The 21,345-nt window shown below is 56.2% G+C and carries 19 protein-coding genes; 6 read left to right on the top strand and 13 right to left on the bottom strand.

Going from position 1 to position 21,345, the window contains the following annotated elements; genetic code table 11:
- Positions 1–3 precede the first annotated feature (3 nt).
- From BB497_05980 to BB497_05930, 11 genes are all read right to left on the bottom strand, one after another.
- Positions 4–1,209: a molybdopterin molybdenumtransferase gene (locus BB497_05980; GenBank protein AVI62289.1), complete on the bottom strand. Its 1,206-nt coding sequence runs from the start codon at positions 1,207–1,209 to the stop codon at positions 4–6.
- On the bottom strand, positions 1,202–1,720 hold the full coding sequence (locus tag BB497_05975; protein AVI62288.1) for a molybdenum cofactor biosynthesis protein B: 519 nt from the start codon (positions 1,718–1,720) through the stop codon (positions 1,202–1,204). The genes BB497_05980 and BB497_05975 overlap by 8 nt, the downstream gene beginning before the upstream one ends.
- 3 nt (positions 1,721–1,723) lie before the next feature.
- Entirely contained in the window at positions 1,724–2,050 is a 327-nt protein-coding gene (locus BB497_05970) for a deoxycytidine triphosphate deaminase (protein AVI62287.1), read from the bottom strand.
- A gap of 85 nt (positions 2,051–2,135) precedes the next feature.
- On the bottom strand, positions 2,136–3,236 hold the full coding sequence (locus BB497_05965) for a formate dehydrogenase subunit gamma (GenBank protein AVI62286.1): 1,101 nt from the start codon (positions 3,234–3,236) through the stop codon (positions 2,136–2,138).
- Positions 3,237–3,247: 11 nt separating this feature from the next.
- Positions 3,248–3,862, bottom strand: a complete 615-nt coding sequence (locus BB497_05960; GenBank protein ID AVI62285.1) for a formate dehydrogenase — start codon at positions 3,860–3,862, stop codon at positions 3,248–3,250.
- A gap of 75 nt (positions 3,863–3,937) precedes the next feature.
- Complete coding sequence (locus BB497_05955) at positions 3,938–6,790, bottom strand: formate dehydrogenase (protein ID AVI62284.1); 2,853 nt, start codon at positions 6,788–6,790, stop codon at positions 3,938–3,940.
- 25 nt (positions 6,791–6,815) lie between these two features.
- Positions 6,816–7,019 carry a twin-arginine translocation pathway signal gene (locus BB497_05950; protein AVI62283.1) on the bottom strand — a complete coding sequence of 68 codons (204 nt, stop codon included), beginning with the start codon at positions 7,017–7,019 and terminating at the stop codon, positions 6,816–6,818.
- A gap of 30 nt (positions 7,020–7,049) precedes the next feature.
- Positions 7,050–7,664 carry a molecular chaperone TorD gene (locus BB497_05945; protein ID AVI62282.1) on the bottom strand — a complete coding sequence of 205 codons (615 nt, stop codon included), beginning with the start codon at positions 7,662–7,664 and terminating at the stop codon, positions 7,050–7,052.
- 4 nt (positions 7,665–7,668) lie between these two features.
- Positions 7,669–9,393, bottom strand: coding sequence for a 4Fe-4S ferredoxin (locus BB497_05940; GenBank protein ID AVI62281.1), 1,725 nt, complete (start codon positions 9,391–9,393; stop codon positions 7,669–7,671).
- 186 nt (positions 9,394–9,579) lie between these two features.
- A complete protein-coding gene (locus BB497_05935) occupies positions 9,580–10,203 on the bottom strand; it encodes a hypothetical protein (GenBank protein ID AVI62280.1) in 624 nt (207 codons plus the stop codon).
- Complete coding sequence (locus BB497_05930; protein ID AVI62279.1) at positions 10,200–10,640, bottom strand: hypothetical protein; 441 nt, start codon at positions 10,638–10,640, stop codon at positions 10,200–10,202. Before BB497_05930 ends, BB497_05935 begins: the two co-directional genes overlap by 4 nt.
- Positions 10,641–10,812: 172 nt before the next feature.
- On the opposite strand from BB497_05930, the gene BB497_05925 reads away from it, so the two are divergent.
- From BB497_05925 to BB497_05905, 5 genes are read left to right on the top strand one after another with little or no spacing between them, the layout of a single operon-like run.
- Positions 10,813–11,670 carry a formate dehydrogenase family accessory protein FdhD gene (locus tag BB497_05925; GenBank protein ID AVI62278.1) on the top strand — a complete coding sequence of 286 codons (858 nt, stop codon included), beginning with the start codon at positions 10,813–10,815 and terminating at the stop codon, positions 11,668–11,670.
- Entirely contained in the window at positions 11,667–12,287 is a 621-nt protein-coding gene (locus tag BB497_05920) for a molybdenum cofactor guanylyltransferase (protein AVI62277.1), read from the top strand. The genes BB497_05925 and BB497_05920 overlap by 4 nt, the downstream gene beginning before the upstream one ends.
- Positions 12,284–13,537, top strand: coding sequence for a molybdopterin molybdenumtransferase MoeA (locus tag BB497_05915; protein ID AVI62276.1), 1,254 nt, complete (start codon positions 12,284–12,286; stop codon positions 13,535–13,537). Before BB497_05920 ends, BB497_05915 begins: the two co-directional genes overlap by 4 nt.
- Entirely contained in the window at positions 13,534–14,541 is a 1,008-nt protein-coding gene (locus BB497_05910; GenBank protein AVI62275.1) for a cyclic pyranopterin phosphate synthase MoaA, read from the top strand. Before BB497_05915 ends, BB497_05910 begins: the two co-directional genes overlap by 4 nt.
- 3 nt (positions 14,542–14,544) lie before the next feature.
- Positions 14,545–15,552, top strand: a complete 1,008-nt coding sequence (locus tag BB497_05905) for a cobalamin biosynthesis protein P47K (GenBank protein AVI62274.1) — start codon at positions 14,545–14,547, stop codon at positions 15,550–15,552.
- Here the strand turns inward: BB497_05905 and BB497_05900 are convergent.
- Positions 15,520–18,513 (bottom strand): diguanylate cyclase, encoded by a 2,994-nt coding sequence (locus BB497_05900; GenBank protein ID AVI64275.1) that lies wholly within the window; start codon positions 18,511–18,513, stop codon positions 15,520–15,522. The genes BB497_05905 and BB497_05900 overlap by 33 nt on opposite strands.
- A gap of 293 nt (positions 18,514–18,806) precedes the next feature.
- Here BB497_05900 and BB497_05895 point away from each other — a divergent pair, with 293 nt between their 5' ends.
- Positions 18,807–19,712 carry a LysR family transcriptional regulator gene (locus BB497_05895; GenBank protein AVI62273.1) on the top strand — a complete coding sequence of 302 codons (906 nt, stop codon included), beginning with the start codon at positions 18,807–18,809 and terminating at the stop codon, positions 19,710–19,712.
- Between the two features lie 60 nt (positions 19,713–19,772).
- Here the strand turns inward: BB497_05895 and BB497_05890 are convergent, their stop codons facing one another.
- Positions 19,773–21,290 (bottom strand): nitrate reductase, encoded by a 1,518-nt coding sequence (locus tag BB497_05890; protein ID AVI62272.1) that lies wholly within the window; start codon positions 21,288–21,290, stop codon positions 19,773–19,775.
- Positions 21,291–21,345: the final 55 nt, after the last annotated feature.

The following is a 21,345-nucleotide window of genomic DNA, read 5'->3' as shown; positions in this document are numbered from 1 at the left end:
CCCCTAACTTGCCAACCATAAACAGCGGATCTTATCGCCCTTAGCGATTTCGCTATTAGGCGGGATCACCGCTAAGGCATCGGCGTTGATGCACGACGAAAGCACGCCGGAATTCTGATCGTCAAAAGCCTTGGCCGTCACACCGCTTGGCGTAAAGTTTAGCGTCACGCGCATATAGTGTTCGCGGGGGCCGGTTGAGGTGGCAAAACCAGCGCTAGCAGTCATATTGGGCAGTGCTTTTAAAGTAGGGCAGCCAAGCAGTGCGCCCATTAGTGGCCGCAAAAATAGCCATGCCCCTACAAAACTAGACACAGGGTTCCCAGGAAGCCCTACAAAGCGTGCGTGGCTGCCATCGTTGCGGGGCAAACGGCCCAGTGCCAGCGGCTTGCCAGGGCGAATCGCCAGCTTCCACATATCGAGCTGGCCCAGCGTTTCCAGCGCGGCTTTGACATGATCCTCTTCGCCCACGCTTACACCACCGGTGCTGATAACCACGTCAGCGTTTAGCCCCGCTTGGCGCAGTAGTTCAACGGTTTGAGCATAGTCATCCGGCACGCTAACCAGTTGCACGACGTCAGCCCCAAAGTTTTCTAACAGCCGCTTGAGCATTGGCCGGTTAGAGTTATAGAGCTGACCGGGCTTTAATGGTGTGCCGGGGTCAACAATCTCATCGCCAGTGGAGAGTAATGCCACACGGGGCCGACGGCGTACGCTCACATCGGTGACGCCTTGCCCGGCCAAATGACCTAATGCAGCAGCTTCCAACCGTTCACCGGCATTTAGCAGCACAGAACCACTTTGCACGTCGCGCCCCTGACGGCGCACATTGTCCCCCGCCGGAATATCCGCTGGAATCAGTGCGCGCTCACCGTCAATCTCTACGCGCTCTTGCATCACCATACAGTCAGCGCCAGCAGGAATCTCACCGCCGGTAAAAATACGTGCGCAGCTGCCGGGCGCAAGCGTTTGGGCCTGGGTGCCTGCGGCAATGCGCTGACTTATCGGCAGCCATTGCCCCGCATCAGCGGCGCGCAAGGCGTAGCCATCCATGGCGCTATTATCAAACGGCGGCACGTCCAACTGGGCATAAACAACGTCGGCCAGCACGCGACCCGCCGCCTGCACTAGCGGCACTGGCTCAGCCTCCAGCGGCACCACCCCTGCCAGCAGCGCCTCAAGGGCTGTTTCGATCGGCTGTAAATCAGCCATGCTGCCCCCGGCCTGGAATCACTAAGTTGGCAAAATTGCACGGCTTATGGCGGCTATCCAACTGCTCGGCCAGAATGCCGTCCCAGCCGGTGCGGCACGCACCGGTTGAGCCGGGCAAACAGAACACGACAGTGGCGTTGGCAAACCCACCCAAAGCGCGGCTTTGAATCGTGGAGCTACCGATCTCGTCGCCGCTCAATTGGCGAAAGCGCTCACCAAAGCCTTCGATGCGCTTATCCAGCAGCACCGAGATAGCCTCGGGGGTGGAGTCGCGCCCGGTAAAGCCTGTCCCCCCCGTGGTAATCACCACCTGAATCGCAGGGTCGGCAATCCACTGGGCCACCACCGCGCGAAGTTGATACACATCGTCCTGCACAATGCGCTTTTCAGCCAGGGTATGGCCCGCGCCGGTGAGCCGCTCTATTAGGAATTGGCCCGAACGATCGGTCTCTTCCGTGCGCGTATCCGACACCGTTAACACCGCTACGTTTAACGCCACCATGCTTTCCATGGGCTACTCCTGGGTTTTCTTCTGAGCGTGACGCGCCTCTAGCGCAGCGAGCTGTTCGGGCGTTGCCTTACCTTGGTAGTGCGCTTTCCACTCGCTATAGGGCATGCCATACACGTACTCGCGGGCGGCTTCCATCTCAAGCGAAGTACCCTGCTCCTCTGCCGCCGTGACCAGCCACTTGGAGAGGCAGTTACGGCAGAAGTCAGCCAGGATCATCAGGTCGATATTTTGCACGTCTTTGTTGTCGTCTAAATGCTTCAGTAGGCGGCGAAAAGCGGCTGCTTCAATTTCGGTACGCGCGGTAGTATCCAGTTCGTCAAATGTTGCCATGTTGATTTCTCTTTAAAGTGCGTTAAGGGCAGCATAACAAAAGACACCGCCCGTAGGCGGTGTCAAAGGGCATTACTATACGTCGCTAGCTAGGTCGAGAAGCTGAAACGTCACTGCTGCTGTCACCCGACTTGCGAGCAGCAACCTCCTCTTCCGAGATTGCTTGATCCTTCACTTCTTCATACCAAAGGTTGTGGTGCTCTTTCGCCCAAGCTTCATCCACGTAACCCGTGGTCATGGCTTCAAGCGACCCTTCGGTACCCACCGTGCCAATGTAGATATGGCCAAGCGCTACTGCGGTTAAGCCAAGGGCACCCACCGCATGGATAATATTCGCCCACTGCATGGTGTCACGGCTTTGGCCGTAGTTAGGAAAGTCGAGTACAAAGCCACTAACAACCACCACAATGCCTGCGGTAGCCAGCAACCAATACCAAGCTTTTTCCCCGCCATTAGCGAAACCTGCATCCGGATGGCCTTTTCCTACAAGCCCACCGCCCTGCTTGAACCACTGCAGGTCGTGCTTTTTGGGAATGTTATCTTTAAGCAGCTTCACTAGCAGTACAACCAGCAGAATGCCAAATAGCGGCCCCAGGTAGTTATGTAACACTTTCGAGGCCGAAATCATCCACCCCCAAAAAGCATCACCGAAAAGCGACCGGAATACGAACTTGCCGTACAGTAAGTTCAAACCGGTCAACGCCAGGGTGATAAACAGGGTGGCCACGGTCCAGTGCAACGAGCGCATAAATAGTGACCAGCGGAACAGCTTGCGGCCAGTACGCGGCTCTGCTAATTCCTTACGGCCGATGATCAGATAGAACAGCGTGATAATGCTCACCATGCCAAACACTGCGATTAGGCCAAATGGCGACACCCAGCGGTTGCGCAGCGTGCGCCATGTTTCACCACTGGCATTGATCAGGTTGTAGTTGCTGTCATGACGAGAATCTCGGAAATTTGCATCCGTCTCGCCACTACGCACCTGGCGCCATTGATCAGCCGTAATGCCGGGGGCAGCGGTTCTCATTTCGCGGTCAGGTTCCGCCTGGGCCACCGCTACCTGGGTGAACCCAAGGCTCAGCATCACTACCAGCGCTACCATCACCAAGCGCCAAATGCCCAGGGCGAGCCCTTTACCTGAGCGCGGCACCCTGACGGGTGCCTGTGCAGTCAACAGGTTCATGACACGCCTCCTCACCCTTTACGGGTAGCATCATAGGCTAAGTTATCGGCACTGGCCTGAGGATTATTAGACCAAGCACCGTCTGGGTGGCCGCGATGCACTACACGCTGACGGAAGATATCAGCCACGTCTTGGGCGTCACCCGCCAGTAGCGCCTTGGTAGAGCACATCTCTGCACATAGCGGCAGCTTACCCTCGGCAATGCGGTTAGAGCCGTACTTCTCATACTCCTCTTCTTTGCTCTCAGCAGGGCCGCCAGCGCAGAAGGTGCATTTGTCCATCTTGCCACGTTCACCAAAGGCATTCTGTTTGGGGAACTGGGGCGCACCGAAGGGGCAAGCGTACAGGCAGTAGCCACAGCCAATGCACAGGTCTTTATCGTGTAGCACGATGCCGTCATCGGTTTTGTAGAAGCAGTCGGTGGGGCAAACGGCCATGCAGGGGGCGTCATCACAGTGCATGCAGGCCACTGAGATAGACATCTCGCTTGCTTCACCGTCGTTCAGCGTGACGACACGACGACGTTGAATGCCCCATTCGACATCGTTAGCGTTTTTACAAGCGGTGACACAGCCGTTGCATTCGATGCAGCGCTCGGCGTCACACATAAATTTCATTTGAGCCATGGTGTTCTCCTCATGCCGGTGCGGGATGGCTCCCGCACCGCCGTGCTGTCAGGTCGGTCGGCCTTTTTTCAAGCCTCAGGCGCGCTCAATGCGGCAAATGGTGCACTTAGTCTCTTGCATTAGTGTCACCGGATCGTAGCCATAGGTGGTGGCGGTGTTCGCTGCTTCACCAATGATGTACGGATCAGAGCCGTCCGGGTAACGGTCGCGCAGGCTCTCGCCCTGGAACATGCCACCGAAGTGGAATGGCATAAACGCAACGTTACGATCAACGCGAGGCGTGACTAAGGCTTTAACTTTTACCCGCCCGCCTTCTGCACCTTCTACCCAGACATCATCGCCATCCCGCACACCAATGTCGTTGGCATTGGCCGGATTGATCTCGACAAACATCTCTTGTTGGAGCTCCGCTAGCCACGACATGGAGCGCGTCTCTTCACCACCGCCTTCGTACTCAACCAGCCGGCCTGAGGTCAGGATAATTGGGTAGTCGGCGCTGTTATCCCGATCCTGAATGGTTTTATACAGCGTAGGTAGACGCATAATGGAGTCGAAGTCGTCCCAGGTGGGGAAGCGTTCAACCAAGTCACGGCGCGTGGTGTAAAGCGGCTCGCGGTGTTTTGGCACTTCATCGGGGAAGGTCCACACCACAGCGCGCGCTTTGGCGTTGCCATAGGGGGCGCAGCCGTGCTCAATCGCTACCCGCTGGATACCGCCTGAGAAGTCGGTTTTCCAGTTTTTACCTTCAGCGGCCACTTTCTCAACGTCGGTCAGGTCATCCCACCAGCCTAAGTCTTTCAGCAACTGATCGTTGAACTCGGGGTAGCCATCGTCGATGTCTCCACCGACAGGTGCCGAACCTTCGGCCAGCAGGTTGACGCCGTTTCGCTCAATGCCAAAGCGGGCACGGAAGCCCATGCCGCCTTCCATGACCGGCACGCTGGTGTCATACAGGTTGGGTGAGCCAGGGTGACGAAACTCCGGCGTTCCCCAGCAGGGCCACGGCAAGCCATAGTAGTCACCGTCAGCGGGGCCGCCCTGGGCACGCAGGTTTTCAAAGCTGAAGGTATGCCAGTTTTTCTGGTGCTCTTTGAGCCGCTCAGGGCTTTGTCCGGTGTAACCCACCGTCCACATGCCGCGATTGATTTCCCGCAGTACGTCTTCAATAAGCGGCTCGTTGCCGTTCATCTCAAAGTTTTTAACGAACTCATTTCCAAAGCCCAGCTTGCGGGCGAATAGGTACATGATTTCGTGGTCGGGCTTAGCCTCAAACAGCGGCTCAATCACTTTATCGCGCCACTGGATGGAGCGGTTGGTGGCGGTTACGCTACCGGTAGTCTCGAACTGGGTAGCCGCAGGCAGCAAGTAAACACCGTCGCTGCGGTCGTGCATAACGGATGCAACGGTGGGATAAGGGTCAACGATGACCATCATCTCAAGCTTCTGCATCGCCTTTTGCATTTCAACGCCGCGGGTTTGCGAGTTAACCGCGTGCCCCCAGTAGAACATTGCTTTTAGCGCGGTCCGCTGGGAGATGTTTTCATCCTCTTCCAGCACGCCGTCCACCCAGCGGGATACCGTAATACCGCTGGTATACATGGGTTTACCATCGGCATATTCGGTGTCATCAAAGCGCTCTTTCAGCCACTCATAGTCAACGTCCCATACGGTTGACCAGTGCTCCCAGGCGCCTTCAGCCAAGCCGTAGTAGCCAGGTAGAGAGTCGCTGCCCAAGCCAAGATCGGTAGCCCCTTGCACGTTGTCATGGCCGCGCAGAATGTTGGCCCCGCCGCCAGATTTACCAATGTTGCCCAGCGCCAGCTCTAAGATGCAGTACGCACGGGTATTGTTGTTCCCGGTAGTGTGCTGAGTACCCCCCATACACCACACTACGCAGCCAGGGCGGTTGTCCGACAACCGCTTGGCCACATCGAACATCTCTGCTTCCGGCACGCCGGTGATATCTTCTACGACCCTGGGCGTAAACTGGGCCACCTCAGCACGGACTTCGTCCATGCCGTAAACGCGCTGGCTGATGTACTCGCTATCTTCCCAGCCGTTCTCAAAAATGTGCCACAACAAGCCCCAGATATAGGCAACGTCCGAGCCGGGGCGCAGGCGTACGTACTTATTGGCTTTCGCCGCCGTGCGGGTAAAGCGCGGGTCGGCAACGATGATGTCGCAATTATTGCGCTCTTTGGCAATCAAGATGTGCTGCATCGCCACCGGGTGGGCTTCACTCGGGTTAGAGCCAATAAACAGGATGGATTTGCTTTTTTGCATATCGTTGAGCGAGTTGGTCATCGCCCCGTAACCCCAGGTGTTCGCCACGCCCGCCACCGTGGTGGAGTGACAGATACGCGCCTGGTGGTCGGTATTGTTGGTGCCCCACATGGAGGCGAGCTTGCGCATTAAATACGCCTGCTCGTTATTGAACTTGGCCGAGCCTAGCCAGTAAACGCTGTCCGGGCCGTGCTCATCGCGCAGCTCAAGCAGCTTGTCACCAATTTCGTTGACCGCATCGTCCCAACTCATGCGCTGCCACTCACCTGACACCAGTTTCATCGGGTATTTCAGACGGCGGGTGGAGTGGCCATGCTGGCGCAGCGAAGCACCCTTGGCACAGTGGGCACCACGGTTAATGGGGTGGTCAAAGGCAGGTTCTTGCTTTGTCCAAATACCTTCTTGAACCTCAGCATAAACGCCACAGCCTACAGAGCAGTGCGTGCAGATAGTGCGCTTAGTCTCTACAGGGGAGTCCAGCACCGGGGTTTTCTGGGCCGACTCGGCACGCTGCATCATCGGCGCGCCCATAAAGCCTACGGCCGCCACGCCACCGGTCGCGACACCCGTGCGCTGCAAAAACTGACGGCGGGAAATTCCAAGACCTGGGGCCTTGGGGGCTGTTGTTTTGCGTGTTAGACGCATGGCAATTCTCCTGGCGTTTTAGCCGTCAGTCGCGCAGCGACGCGTAGTAAGCACGAACATGGTCAGTCTCACGGTAATTAACTGACGCTTTTTCGCTCTCCACCGGCTTGTTGTTATCAGCTTGAGCCAAGGTTACATGGCCCACAGCAGCGGCCGCGCCCGCGGCAGCGGTTCCTAATCCTACGGTCTTGATAAACCGGCGGCGCTCAGAGTTATGTGACGTTTGCATGGGGGGTCTCCTCTTTCATGCCCTTTCTTTTTATGGCTCAACAATACGAACCGGCTGATAGGCCGCTTGATCACTCAAGCTAGCCTGTTCGCTTTCCATAAAAGCGCCACCCAACTGCCCAAGCGCTGCATAGAAAGCGGTGTCTACCTTGGCAAGGTCAGCAAAACAGCTACCGGCCCAGGGCTTGATATGTTGCTGAAAAAAGTAGCCTTGCTCTTGGCTCTGCGAGGCCACCAGCATTGCCATGACTTCGCATACAGCGGCTAGGTGATCTTCTGGCTCATGGACCGACTCGCGACGTTCAAAGCCTAATGCGCGCAGGTCGTGGCGCAGCGCCACCAACGCCGCTTCCATTAACTCGCCGTTTAAGTACCAGGAGCCATAAGGGACTATCTCGCCCTGAATGACGCCCACCAAATGGCGAAAATAAGCACGCTGTAACGCCTCAGGCGTAGTGTCACGGGCAGTGCTTGATAGCGCCGCCCAGCACTCTGCCAGTCGGCTGCCATCCTGCTCGATCTCAAGCGCTGCCAACCATTGCAGCAGCTCTGTGTCCGGCGCTTGGCGCAATAAGCTGGCTAGTAGCTGATAAATATCAGATCTCAGTGCCTCTGAATCACTCAGCGTGGGCATCGCATGGCTCATGGCTTTACACCTTTAATTGCGCGTCAGGGTCGCGGATCATGGTTTTCCAAACGTCCTTCACCCGGCAGTCTTCACACATTTCTAAACGTGCCATCGCCTCACCAGCAAAGTAAGGGTGGTGGGCGAGTTTTTGTTTAATCGCCGCCACGGTACTGGCCGTTGCAAAGGCTTTGCCACAGCTAATGCACTCAAACGGCGCCTCTTCATGGCAAACATGCCGCACATGCCGCTCAGGAGCGGCTAAAAATCCAGGCAACAGGCTAATGGCGTCTTCAGGGCAGGCCTTTTCACATAAGCCGCACTGCACACAATCCGCTTCGCGGAAGCTAAGCGAAGGCGTATCGCCACCGGCACTCAACGCAGGGGTTGGGCAGTTGCTAACACAGGCGTAGCAGAGCGTACAGGCGACACTATCTACTTCGATAGCACCATAAGCAGCACCGCTTGGCATCGGGTGGCGTTCGCCACTGGGTGTTCCAAGCGTGGCTAAGTGTTCCAGCACACGATTTAACCGCTGGCGCTTATCTGGTTCAGGCAAGGCCAGTGCAGCATCGGTTAGCGGCGTTAAGACGGGTAGCGCATCGCGGGCGTCACTATCGCCTGGCTCAATGAGCTGGATACGCGCGGCATCATGACCCAGCGCTTCAAGCAGGCTACGGGCCTGAGTAAGCTGATCAGTTAAAAAAGCGCTTAAGCGTGGAGGCATTGCTTCGTGCAGATGGATGCGCACTTCAGCGGCACCACTGGCCAGCGCGGTGAGCCACTGGTCGTGACCCGCAGCGCCAAGCTCTTCAAGAGGCGCATCCAATATGAAGCCCGGCGTGACGACGCCCGTTTGGCGTTCAGCGTCGAGGGAGTCTTGGGTGATAAAGCGCACTACCGGCACTTGCCCACCGGCCTCGCGATAGGCGGCCAGCCATGTCGACAAGGTGTCCTGCTGCCGGCGGGTTTCTGGCAAGCGAAACTCAATGGCGCCGGTAGGACAGGCGCTGGTACAGCTACCAACGCCCTGGCAAAGAAAGGGGTCAATTTCAATGCGCGACTCGATCCGCCCTTTATAGCTGGAAATGGCGTCTGCAGGGCAAACATCCAGGCAACGCGTACAGCCGATATTACCGCTGGATGAGTGGGCACACAGGTCGCTATTGACCTGAAAGTAACGTGGTTTATCAAACTCGCCAATTAGCTCAGCAACACTGTCTAGCACTTCACCAGGGTTGCTGGCCGTTGCCCAATCAAGCGCCACGTAGCCAGGCGGCGGCAACTCCCAGGGAGGCGTGTTAATCGAACACTCGGCCCCGGTCATGTCCAACACCACGTCAAAGTTACTTCGCTCAATCAGCGCTTGGGCCAGGTTAAGTACGTCACCTTCAACGGGACGAAGCTCAACGTGAAAAGCCCCTAAGTGGCCCGAAACGTGGAGCTGCTGCAACTGTTCAATGGAGAAGCGGCGCTCTATTAATGGCTCGCTGCCGACGGTAAGCGCGCTCTGCTGCTCAGGCTCATCCGTCATCAGCAGGGTCAGCGAAGCAAGACCGCGACCTTGTAAAAGGCGGGCGGCCGAGTACGCGGTATGAGCGCTGCCAATTAACAGCACATGGCCACGACTATGGTAGGTCACATTAGCCGGCGTTAAATTGGCCGGCCACGAGATGCGCTGACGCACCGCCTCACGGGCGGCGACATTGCGCTGGTCGTCTAACGACGCCAGTTGGATACGTTGATTCATGCATGCTCACGGTCAGAAAGTCATTTTTGTTATAATGAAATGTCATTTTTTAATTTCAGACGCTTATCTTAACGCTTTCTATTCCTTGAGCGTATGGGCCTATGGTCTTTTTTGCCACTCTCTTAGCGACTGAAACGTCAACGCTAAGCCATCTATATACTCATAACCCATTGTATAAAAATAATTTTATTGTTTTTCGTGTGTTGCTCCTGATGGGGCACTTACTCTATCAGACTGGTCGTCTAGACCGCCATTTTGCGCTAAATGCTCCTCATCTTCACAGGCATTCAACGCAGCTGAATGCTCTTCCACACCCGTTTTTTCTTCCTCTGTGATCGTTTCATCTACGACATTTTCATTAGTAGCGACGTGCTCTTCTGCCTTATTGGCCCAACGCCGCAATTTACTCGCTAGCTCACTCGCCATGGGCTTGAGTTGCTGACGGTAGTCGGCATCGTAGTCGTCTAAGCCATCACGCACGTTGTAGTTACCCGTAGCCCATAGCCGTTTGAGCGCTCGACGACGTAGCGCAGCGCTAACGCCAGAAGCCATAAACACGCTGAAGTCACTGCCTGGGGGCAACGCATCAGGGTCAGGTAACGTATGGTCCAAGCTGCCCGGTGCGGGCGTCTCATCAACCGCTTGCTGTGATGACAACTCGCTGGGCGCAGCCTGCTCTTCTGCGCCATCGTTTATCGGTGCGCTCTCCCGGGGCCGTTCTTCCACTGTTGCTGATGCCGCGCTTTCCAGCGGTTGCTCATCAACTTCTTCACCGCGCTTTTTGCGCGACCAGCGCTCTAATCGGCTCACTGCGGCTGCTCCTTGGTGGGCAGTTCTTTTGCTCGCCCGGCCCCTTTACGTTTTTTCTTACGCATTTCCAGTGGCGCCTCGCCATGGCGGGCAAGGTAATTTTCAATCCATACCTGAATCGCCATGGGCATCGGCGCTTCTAGCACCTGCTGCTCGCCATCCAGCCAGCCGGCCGCCACATCCTGGCTCGCGGTGATGGCATCCGGCTTAGGCGTTTGACCACTAAATCCTGCCCGTACGAATAGCCGAGGAGAAGCCGACGTTAGATTAAAGCGGTAGGCAGCACGCTCAGTCATCGAAAGCTGAAGCGCTAGCACACACTCGCCCTGATCTCCGGGCGCTAGGCTAGCAATGCGCCACTGTGTCAGGGTAAAACCCTTCACCTGTTTAGGCTCAGCGACCAAGGTAATACTCAATGCGCGTAAATTATCCGTCATAGCGGGAGACCTCTTAGCTAATTACCTTAGACTTAGAATGGGTAGACAAGTAAGCCCCCCGAGCGCCATCATCGTCAACTCAGAGTGTTTTACTCAACTATTATTGTTTTTAGGTACTGTTTTTCAGGTATTGCTGTTCAGGCGCTTGATTAAGTACCAGCGAGGATTGCGGATGCCCGCCCTTCAATTAAGCCGAGCCCGGTTACCAGCGACCACCACTATCAACGTCATGGATGCCTATGGCGAAACACGCCAGCAGGCGATTGCCGCCGAGCGCGCTTTGACGGTTTACCTCAATAAACGCGAAATCGTTACGCTCATGACCTTGGGAGACGACCCAGAAGCCCTGGTGGTGGGCTATTTGCGTAATCAGGGGCTGCTGCGCTCGGCCGAGGACTTAACCGCCGTTCAAGTGGAGTGGGAAGTGGAAGCGGCCGTTGTGGTTACACGCCACCTGCCGGAAGATTTAGAGGCGCGTTTAAGTACGCGCACGGTGACCACCGGCTGCGGTCAAGGAACGGTGTTTGGCAACTTGCTCGCCCAAACCTCATTAACCACCCTGCCTGAAACACTGCTTACGCAGTCAACGCTCTACCAGCTACTGAGCAATCTTAACGCTTACAACGAGACGTACCGCAGCGCAGGCGCGGTACACGGCTGTGCGCTATGCCGCCAAACCGAGGTGCTTGATTTTGTCGAGGATGTTGGCAGGCATAATGCCGTAGACACCTTGGCAGGCCGCCAGTGGCTTAAGCAAGCGGAGAGTGCTAACGCCGACATTTTTTACACCACGGGCCGCCTGACCTCCGAGATGGTGCTAAAAGTAGCGCAGATGGGCATTAGCGTGCTGGTCTCACGCTCCGGCGTCACCCAAAAAGGCGTGGAGCTGGCCGAGCGCTTCGGCGTGATGCTGATTGGCCGCGCTAAGGGAAAAAACTTTCAGGCGATCAATGCTAATGGCCGTTTAACCCTTGACGCCATCCCCGACAAACCACCGACTGCGCGCACATCAAAGGAGGCGGGCGTATGATCGCAACACACGACATAACCGGCATGATTTTGGCCGGCGGTGAAGGTCGCCGGATGGGTGGCCGCGACAAAGGTCTTGAACCCTTCGCCGGGCTGCCGCTGGTGGCCCATGTTGCAAAGCGCTTGGAAGGCCGCGTGGCTGAGCTGCTGATTAATGCCAACCGCAATAGTGACGGCTACGCGCCATTCGCTAACCGGGTGATAGAAGATGCAGAGGGCGGCTTTAAAGGGCCGTTGATGGGCATTTATAGCGGGCTACGGGCGGCTAAAACGCCCTGGCTTCTGGTCGCCCCTTGCGACTCCCCTGCTCTACCCAACGACCTCGTGCCGCGCATGCTTGCGGGCATTATGACGGAAAGCGGCGAGCAGGATATCGCCGTCGCCTTCGACGGTGAGCGCCTTCACCCGGTTGTCGTCCTCTTGCGCACCTCGTTAGCTGACGACCTTGCCGACGCCCTTGCCCAGGGCGAGCGCAAAATCGACCGCTGGTTCGCCCGCCACGCGTGGTGCAAGGTGGATATGTCCGACTGCCCTGAGGCGTTTGCCAACTTAAATACTGAGGAAGAAAAACATCGCTTGGAGCTAGCGCTAGCGACTGCCCCCCAGGAGAGACTATGAGCCTGTCGTGCTTTGAGCTAGGCGAACAGATGCTCCCCGTTGACACCGCGCGGGAAGCGCTTATGACACTGGTTGAGCGCCCAGTGGGGAGTGAGTACATCGCGCTCAGTCAGGCCTATGGCAGGCGACTCGCTGTCGATATCACCGCCCCTATTAATGTGCCGCAAAACACCAATGCTGCCATGGACGGGGTAGCGCTTGCTTGGCCCGAAACAACGCCTTGCCAGACCCGCTGGCCCATTGCAGGCGACGCCTTTGCGGGGCACATGTTTGCAGGCCAAGTGCGTGTAGGCCAGTGCGTGCGCATTACTACCGGCGCCCCGCTACCCGCAGGCGCTGATACCGTCGTTATGCGGGAGCAGCTAGTAGAGCACCCTGATTGCGTGGTGATTGATGCGCCTGAGCGGGTGTTACGCGGCCAGCACGTTCGCCAAGCAGGGGAAGATATCGCTGCTGGCGAAGTTGCCCTGGCCGCGGGCACTCGCCTTGATGCCGCTAGTTTGGGGCTTGTTGCCTCGCTGGGTTATGCCAACGTTGCGGTCTTTAAACGCCCCAAGGTAGCAATTTTCTCCACCGGTAATGAAGTGACGCCCCCTGGCGAGGCGCTACCCAGCGCCGCTATTTACGACACCAACCGATTTGCCTTGATGGGCCTACTCGCCGAACAAGTCGCTGAGGTCGTCGACCTAGGAATTCTGCCCGATGATCAAACCGTCATTCAGCATGCGCTGGCAGACGCTGCCGAAAACAGCGATTTAGTGATTACCAGCGGCGGCGTTTCCGTCGGCCATGCCGACTTCACTCGCCAAGCGTTAGAGCAGCTTGGGCAGTTAGCTTTCTGGCGGGTGGCGCTGCGCCCAGGGCGGCCCATGGCCTGCGGCAGGCTTGGCCAATCGCACACGCCGTTTATTGGCTTGCCCGGCAACCCGGTGGCGGTCATGGTAACCTTTAGCCAGTTTGTGGTCCCGCTGCTGCAACGCCTGCAAGGGCAAATGCCTTCACCACCTGCGCGCTTAACGGCCATTGCGGAAACGCCGCTAAAAAGCCGCTTGCAGCGCACCGATTTTTTACGTGGCGTGTATCGCTGCGACTCGCAGGGAACACTGCACGTGCGCACGACCGGCGCTCAGGGGTCGGGTATTTTGACCTCGATGGTAGCGGCCAACTGCCTGATTGAGCTGGGCGATGATCAGGCAGGTGCTCAGCCTGGTGAAACGGTATCCATTCAACCACTAACGGGGTGGCAATGACCGATCCACAGATTGCCAAACAACTGATTGACGACTTTGGCCGCCGTGTCAGCTACGTGCGGATTTCTGTCACTGATCGCTGCGACTTCCGCTGCGTCTACTGCATGAGCGAGGAGATGGTGTTTCTGCCTCGTGCGCAAGTGCTCACCTTGGAAGAACTGGCGATGGTAGCCCGCGCCTTTACCGAGTTAGGCGTTGAGAAAATCCGCCTCACCGGCGGCGAGCCGCTGGTACGAAAAGGCATTGAGCAGTTAGTGGATGAAATAGGCACGCTGCCAGGGCTTAACGACTTCACCATGACCACCAACGGCGCCAGCCTACGCAAACACGCGAAACAGTTGTTTGCGGGAGGCTTGCGCAGGCTGAACATAAGCCTGGACTCACTCGACCCGGAACGCTTTAAGCAGCTCACCCGCACCGGTGATTTAGCCAAAGTGATTGACGGCATCCACGCCGCCAAAGAGGCTGGTTTCCAGCGCATTAAGCTCAACGCGGTGATTTTAAAAGGCCGTAACGACGATGAAGTGCTCGACCTCGTCACCTTCGCCCGTGAGGAAGGTCTCGATATTAGCTTTATCGAAGAGATGCCGTTGGGCGACGTTTCTGACCACTCCCGGGCAGAGACCTTCTACTCCAGCGACGATGTACAGGCACTGATTGAAACGCGCTATCCGCTAATCCCCACCACAGAAAAGACGCCCGGCCCGTCGCGCTACTTTAAAATGGCCGATAGCGAAAGTCGTGTGGGGTTTATCTCGCCCCACAGCCACAATTTTTGCGACACCTGCAACCGTGTTCGCGTCACCGTTGAAGGGCGCCTGCTGCTCTGTCTGGGCAACGAGCACTCGGTAGATCTACGCGCTGTACTGCGCCGCTATCCAGGGGATATGCAGGCACTGAAAACGGCTATTATCAATGCGCTGCCGCTGAAGCCTGAACGCCATCATTTCACCACCGATGGCGACGTTCAGGTGGTACGTTTTATGAACATGACGGGGGGCTAGGGCGTGGCAGCTTTAAAAAAAGTACCGGTGCATATCATCACCGGCTTTTTAGGCAGCGGAAAAACCACGCTTATCCACAGCCTGCTTGAACAAAAGCCTGTGGATGAAACGTGGGCGATTCTGGTCAACGAGTTTGGTCAAATTGGCATTGATCAAGCGATGTTTGACCATCGTGAGGATGTGGTAGTGAAAGGCCTGCCCGGCGGTTGTCTGTGCTGCCAGCTGTCGTTTGTGCTCCAGGCAGCGCTGATAAACCTACTGGCGCGCAGCAAACCTGACCGCGTGATTATCGAGCCCTCGGGGCTGGGACATCCCGCGGGCCTACTTGACCTACTGCGAGGCGAGGCGTTTCAAGACGTCGTGGATGTCCACGACATTATCGCCACGCTCGACCCTCGCCGCCTGGATGAAGCGCGCGTGCGCGCCCACGAAACGTTTCAAGACCAGTTGGCCATGGCCGACGCGGTGGTGATTACCATGCGAGAACAGTCAGCCCCAGAGCAGCTTGAAAATGCTCAGCAGTTCGCCAACGCGCTTTGGCCAACGCGCAAATGGATTCACCACGCTAACGCCGGACAACTGCCTATTTCCCGATTACTTAACAGCGGTAAAGCCACCTCGACGCGTGCCGACGTACCCGTGGCCCATCAACAGCCCACCTCTCCTCCTAGTCTAGAAGGCGGTTTTTTTGACTTTCTACCTCCGCCTGGCAAACCCCAGCAAGAAACCGCTAGCGCCCTTGGCTACACCAGTACCGGTGTGCGCTGGCACCCGAGTGAGCGCTTTGACCTCGACCGCTTAGCAGCGTGGTTGGGCGAACTCCCCGCGGCGGCTCGGGTAAAAGGGGTGTTTCATACCGACAGCGGTTGGAAGCGCCTTAATCGCGCCGACGGTAAACTCAGTGTAGAGGGCTGCGCCTGGCGCCAGGATTCCCGCCTGGAAGTGATTGTTCCCGACGCGCTAGCAACCCGCCTTCAGCTACCCCTTCTGCTGGCTGACCCATTGGGTTAACGCAGACAACGCCATCGGCCGTGCAAACAGATACCCCTGATAACAGTAGCAGCCGTGCTCGGCCAACCAGCGCTGCTGTTCGCCGGTTTCTACGCCCTCAGCAATCACGTCAAGCCCTAAGCTCTTGGCCAGTGCAATGGTACTCTCCACGATCGCCGCATTGGCAGGGCTTTGCAGAATTTCACGCACAAAGCTCTGGTCAATTTTCAGCTGATCCAGCGGCAGTTTTGCCAGGTACGCAAGCGATGAGTAGCCGGTGCCAAAGTCATCCAGAGAGAAGCGTACACCGAGTGCTTTTAATGCTTCCATTTTAGCCCGGGCATCATCGCGGGCTTCTAAAAACAGGCTTTCAGTCACTTCAAGTTTCAACTTTTCCAGCGGCGCGCCAGTGCGTTGCAAAACAGCTTGGGTGCGGGCGAGAAAATCTGGCTCACGGAACTGCAGTGGGCTCACATTCACAGCCATTTCCAAGTGTGCGTACTGCGGCTGCTGCGCCCATTCGGCCAGCTGGCAACACGCCTCTTCCAGCACCCAGTCGCCTACTTCGTTAATTAACCGCGTGCTCTCAAGTAGTGAAATAAACACCCCGGGCGACACCATGCCGCGCTCAGGGTGCTGCCAACGTAGCAGCGCTTCTACCCCCGTTGGCACGCCGTCGCGGTCGACTTGGGGCTGATAGTGCAACCGCCACTGCTGATTGGCCAAGGCATGGCGAAGGTCTGCCTCAAGCCGCGCACGCTGCACCAGCTCTGACTGCATGGCGGGGTCGAAGAAGCTCAGCGTATCGCGCCCGGCTTCTTTGGCCTGGAATAGCGCCATATCCGCTTGCTGCAGATAGTCATCGACGCTTGGCGCACTGCCATCCACCACCGTAATACCAATACTCCCGGTGACCATCACAGTCTCATCGCGCAGCAGTACCGGGCGACGAATAGCGACCAGCAGCTTTTGGGCAATTCCCTCCGCCAGCAGCGCCGTTTGCTCAGCATCTTCGTTGAGCGTATCAATCACCACTGCAAACTCATCACCCCCTAAACGCGCCAGGGTATCTGTTTCCCGTAGTACCGCCTGCAGCTGCGAGGCCATTTGCTGAAGCAGCTGGTCACCGGCGTAGTGGCCCAGGGTGTCGTTGACCTGCTTGAAATTATCTAAATCAATAAATAGCAGCGCGCCGTGATGCGGGTTCCGCGGGCGAGCATTCATCATGGCTTCCAAGCGATCCTTAAACAAACGGCGATTCGCAAGCCCGGTTAACGGGTCGTAAAACGCTAGCTTGTGGATCTCTTTTTCCGCCGCTTTACGCTCGGTAATATCGCTAAGCGTCGCGACATAATGTGTCAGTACACCGTCATTATCTTTAACCGCACTGATGGTGAGCCACTCAGGAAATACTTCGCCATTTTTACGCCGGTTCCAAACCTCACCTTCCCAACTACCTGATTTAGCGACATTACCCCACAGCGTGCGGTAAAAATCAGCATCGTGACGGCCTGAGCTGAACATGCGCGGGTTTTCCCCCAACACATCGCTCTCTTGGTAGCCTGTAATGCGCGTAAAGGTTCGGTTAACTTTTAAAATGCACCCCTGGGCATCGGTAATCAGCATCCCCAGGTGGGTTTGAAACGCAGTCGCAGCAATGCGTAGCTGCACATCATCCAGCTTCGCTTGGGTAATATCTCGCACCAACGCCAGCACCCCATCAAAACCACCGCTAGCATCACTTAACGGGCTGACAGTGGCGGCGAAATATCTCACTTCGTCCTCAAATGTCAGCGAATACTCAAGCTCCTCAGCACGCCGATGGCGCCGTACGCGATAAAAGACGCTGGAAAATGCCTTCGCCACCTCCTCAGGCAACACATCACTGTAGTGTTTTCCGGTAATGTCATGAACACTCTTAAGCAGCCGGTGCTGATGAATCGCGTGAACGTAGATCACGCCCCCCTGGCTATCAAACACAAAGATCATATCCTGGATGGAGTAGACTAACGCCTGTAGCCGCGCTTCTCGCTGCTGCGCCTCTGCCCGTGCCAGCTCTCGCTCCTGCATACGCTGATAAAGCTGCATTTCAAGCTGTAGGCGGTTGAGATAGTGGCGCAAGCCCCAACCCCCCAGCAGGCCAATCAACACCAAAATGGCACTGAGTATCCATAGCCGCTGCCACCAGCCCGCCAGCACCTGCTGCATGCTCTCACCCACCACCACGGCAAACGGCAATCCCTCAACGCGGTGCAGCCAGAACAAGCGATCATCGCCTTCCAGCGGCGAGACGATGCGCATGCTTTCGCGAGGCATAGCGCTGTTTAAAAACTGGGTAATACGCGCGTGATCAATAGGCGTCCCCAGCGCAGTCTGATCATCTAACCCTGGACGGCGCGCCACTAATTGCCCCTGGGTATCAATGATGGCGATGCTCTCACCCGCTCCCATGCTTAAGCGCTGCAGAGCGCTGTCCAAAACACGGGGAGCAATTTGCACCACCGCCAACCCGCTGAAGTGTCCCTCTAAGCCCCGCAGTCGACGCACGTGGGAAATGTGGTAGTCGCGTGAAAAGGCTGACCAATAGAGAGGGGTCACCAGCTGCTCAAGCCGCGGCGATTGTTGAAACGTCTGGAAAAACGCCGTGCCACGGGTATCAAAGCCGGGAGGATGACTCAAGTTCGAACTGACCAGTAGCTGCCCATGCTCATCGATGATGCTTATCTCTTCGACCATCGGCAGGCTATCGCGGCGCTTTTGAAGCAGCGACTCAAAATGGCGGTGTTCAGTAGGAAAAGGGGGCATGGGAGGCTCTAGCAACTGAGAGACATCCATTAACACCTGATCGCTCAGGGAAAACGTGGTGCTTACCCACTCCCCTACCAGCTCCGCACGGGTCGCACTGCGATCTCGGGAGGCGTTGACCTCTTGATGGTATTGATCACTTAATACCCACGTAAACAGCACCAGCAGCCCCACCATGGCTGCATAATAAAGCGCAATGCTCCCCCAGCGCTGACGCCGGTATAAAGGAAAAGCGTTGGAAGACAAAGACGATGACGGCGGCAAACTCTGCGGCATGGTGCCTTAAAATCCTTATAATTATGTTCGCAACGGGAATGCAGGCCCTCTTTTGCACAGGGACAATAGCCCACTGAATAACGTTAAGCGTACAGCTCTATCTACGATTAAATTGGATATAGGCTTAGTTTACAATGTAATAGAGCCATTAAAGAGCTAATTTTGCTAGGTTTCTTCAAGGATATAAAAGCACCATGCCCACTCTAGGCCAAATGAGCGACTATGAAATACGCTTGGTGCGTATTTTTAAAACCGTGGTGGAGTGCGGCGGCTTTACCGCGGCCGAAACTGCCCTGGGGATTAGCCGCTCAGCCATTAGCCAGCACATGAACGACCTAGAAGGCCGTTTAGGCTTTTCACTCTGCCAGCGCGGGCGCGGAGGGTTCAGCTTAACCGAAGAGGGCAAAGAGATTTATCAGGCAGGCCTGACGCTTCTGACGGCGCTGGAGACGTTTAAAAGCGACGTTAACGCCCTGCACCACAGCATCAAAGGTGAGCTGAATATCGGCATTACCGACAACTTAGTAACGCTGCCCGACATGCACGTTACCCATGCACTGGCGAAGCTGACCGCCCCCCATCACAGCGTTACGGTTAATATTCACATGGAGCCTTCGGATGCGGTCATCCGAGGAGTAATGGACGGCCACTTGCAGGTTGGCGTGGTGCCTGCGGTGAACCTGCCCACCAGTTTGGAAACTCGCCTACTTTATGATGAGCCCTCCTACCTTTACTGCTCAGCCGATCATCCGCTTTATAAACAGCCTGACGACGCCATAAGCGCTGCAGAGATTGCCCTTGCGCCCGCCATCACCCCCCGCTACCCACTGCCCAGCGATGCGCGTATAGCCCACGACTCGCTTAACCTACAGGCGTCGGCTTCCGACCGCGAAGGCGCTGCCTTTTTGATTCTCACCGGACGCTTTATCGGCTTTTTACCGGAACACGTTGCCGCCCAATGGGTCGCCGCAGGCAAAATGCGCACGCTCCATGCAGCCACCCTCCACTATCTAACGCCCTTTGTGTTAATCACCCGCCGCGACCGCCGCCCCAACCGAGTGGTTAATGCATTTTTAAGCTTTCTCAAACAGCCAGACTAAACCGTCAACGCCCAGCCAAAGGCCGGGCGCTGTTTTTGCTGACCAAGCGTTAGTAACGTTTTATGGCTGTTTTATCACTTCACTTGCGTCTAGCGGCGTAGGACCCACCTGAGATGAGGTGGCTAACGCTTGGCTTGCAACATAATAAACAATCGCGCCCAACGCTGAGCCAGTAAACCAGCCGTAGTCATAGAACCAGTTCATAGTGCCGGTTAATAGTGAAAGCAACGTCAGCACCACAGGCACACCGAAAGCGATAAATCCCGCTACATTCACCGCAGGGTACGCATGGTTATCCATATAGAGGCTGGGCACGTCTAGACGCTGCTTTTTAATCAAAAAGTAATCAACTGCCATAATACCTGCAATAGGGCCTAACAAGCTGGAGTAGCCAAGCAACCAGTTAGCGTACATCTGCTCTAAGGATACGCCTTGGGTGATCACGCCTGCTTTTTGTAACAGGTCATAACCCATCAGCAGCACGCCTACCGCCCCTGTCATCAGCACGCCACGCGTCTGATTTATCCACTTAGGTGCAATATTTTGGAAGTCGTTAGTAGGCGATACAATGTTCGCGGCCGTATTCGTGGAAAGCGTCGCAATAATAATAAACACCATCGCCAGCACCACCCAGAAAGGGCTGTTGATCATGCCAATCAAGTTGACCGGATCAGCAATGGTTTGCCCCACCAGTGACTCAGATGCAGCGGTGAGTACCACCCCAAGTGCTGCAAAGAAGAACATGGTCAGCGGCAAGCCCATCACTTGCCCTACAATTTGGTCTTTTTGGCTTTTCGCGAAACGGCTGAAGTCGGGAATATTCAGCGACAACGTGGCCCAAAAACCTACCATAGCGGTTAAGCCAGCAAAGAAGTAACCATAAACCGACGCACCTTCAGGGCGCGATGGCGGCTGAGCCAGCAGCTCTGTCATCGACATATGCGGCCATGCCCACATCATCAGCCCAATCCCCACCGCCAACAGTAACGGCGCGGCCAGTGTTTCCAGCCATTTGATCGATTCAGCGCCACGAATCACCACATACAGATTCATCGCCCCAAAGACAAAAAAGCCGATCACTTCACCAACGCCACCCAAGGCTGCCCAGGCAGGAATTAACGCAGAGAGCAGCAGGTGAATAGCGAGACCGCCAAACATGGTTTGGATACCAAACCAGCCACAGCCTACTAACGCCCGTACTAAACACGGCACGTTAGAGCCTAAAATACCAAACGATGAGCGCAGTACGACGGGAAAGGGAATGCCAAATTTCGTGCCAGGAAAAGCGTTTAAGGTGAGCGGAATCAGCACGATGATATTGGCCAGAAGGATAGCAAACAGTGCCTCCCCTACGCTTAAGCCAAAATAGGCGGTGAGTACCCCCCCCAGCGTATAGGTCGGTACACAGATCGACATCCCTACCCATAGCGCGCCAATGTTCCATTTACTCCAGGTTCTTTCAGCCGCCTTTGTGGGGGCAATATCCTCGTTAAAGCGTGGGCTATCACGAACATCGTTTTCGACATCAAGTTCAATTAGCCCCTCTCTATCCACCATTTGGGAGGTTCGCTCGGTCATAGTGTTCTCCTCAGCAGTGCTGTTGCCCGTTGTATTCACGGTATCGCTTTATGTG

This window comes from Halomonas sp. GFAJ-1 (assembly GCA_002966495.1).
Classification (GTDB): Bacteria; Pseudomonadota; Gammaproteobacteria; order Pseudomonadales; family Halomonadaceae; genus Vreelandella.
The sequence above is the reverse complement of the archived record's forward strand: the minus strand, read 5'-3'. Positions and strand labels throughout refer to the sequence as shown.

Bases quoted from the DNA above. Each gene is read 5' to 3' on its own strand.
- BB497_05980 (AVI62289.1), bottom strand. From the start codon at position 1,209: ATGGCTGATTTACAGCCGATCGAAACAGCCCTTGAGGCGCTGCTGGCA.
- BB497_05975 (AVI62288.1), bottom strand. From the start codon at position 1,720: ATGGAAAGCATGGTGGCGTTAAACGTAGCGGTGTTAACGGTGTCGGAT.
- BB497_05970 (AVI62287.1), bottom strand. From the start codon at position 2,050: ATGGCAACATTTGACGAACTGGATACTACCGCGCGTACCGAAATTGAA.
- BB497_05965 (AVI62286.1), bottom strand. From the start codon at position 3,236: ATGAACCTGTTGACTGCACAGGCACCCGTCAGGGTGCCGCGCTCAGGT.
- BB497_05960 (AVI62285.1), bottom strand. From the start codon at position 3,862: ATGGCTCAAATGAAATTTATGTGTGACGCCGAGCGCTGCATCGAATGC.
- BB497_05955 (AVI62284.1), bottom strand. From the start codon at position 6,790: ATGCGTCTAACACGCAAAACAACAGCCCCCAAGGCCCCAGGTCTTGGA.
- BB497_05950 (AVI62283.1), bottom strand. From the start codon at position 7,019: ATGCAAACGTCACATAACTCTGAGCGCCGCCGGTTTATCAAGACCGTA.
- BB497_05945 (AVI62282.1), bottom strand. From the start codon at position 7,664: ATGAGCCATGCGATGCCCACGCTGAGTGATTCAGAGGCACTGAGATCT.
- BB497_05940 (AVI62281.1), bottom strand. From the start codon at position 9,393: ATGAATCAACGTATCCAACTGGCGTCGTTAGACGACCAGCGCAATGTC.
- BB497_05930 (AVI62279.1), bottom strand. From the start codon at position 10,640: ATGACGGATAATTTACGCGCATTGAGTATTACCTTGGTCGCTGAGCCT.
- BB497_05925 (AVI62278.1), top strand. From the start codon at position 10,813: ATGCCCGCCCTTCAATTAAGCCGAGCCCGGTTACCAGCGACCACCACT.
- BB497_05920 (AVI62277.1), top strand. From the start codon at position 11,667: ATGATCGCAACACACGACATAACCGGCATGATTTTGGCCGGCGGTGAA.
- BB497_05915 (AVI62276.1), top strand. From the start codon at position 12,284: ATGAGCCTGTCGTGCTTTGAGCTAGGCGAACAGATGCTCCCCGTTGAC.
- BB497_05910 (AVI62275.1), top strand. From the start codon at position 13,534: ATGACCGATCCACAGATTGCCAAACAACTGATTGACGACTTTGGCCGC.
- BB497_05900 (AVI64275.1), bottom strand. From the start codon at position 18,513: ATGGTGGGGCTGCTGGTGCTGTTTACGTGGGTATTAAGTGATCAATAC.
- BB497_05895 (AVI62273.1), top strand. From the start codon at position 18,807: ATGCCCACTCTAGGCCAAATGAGCGACTATGAAATACGCTTGGTGCGT.
- BB497_05890 (AVI62272.1), bottom strand. From the start codon at position 21,290: ATGACCGAGCGAACCTCCCAAATGGTGGATAGAGAGGGGCTAATTGAA.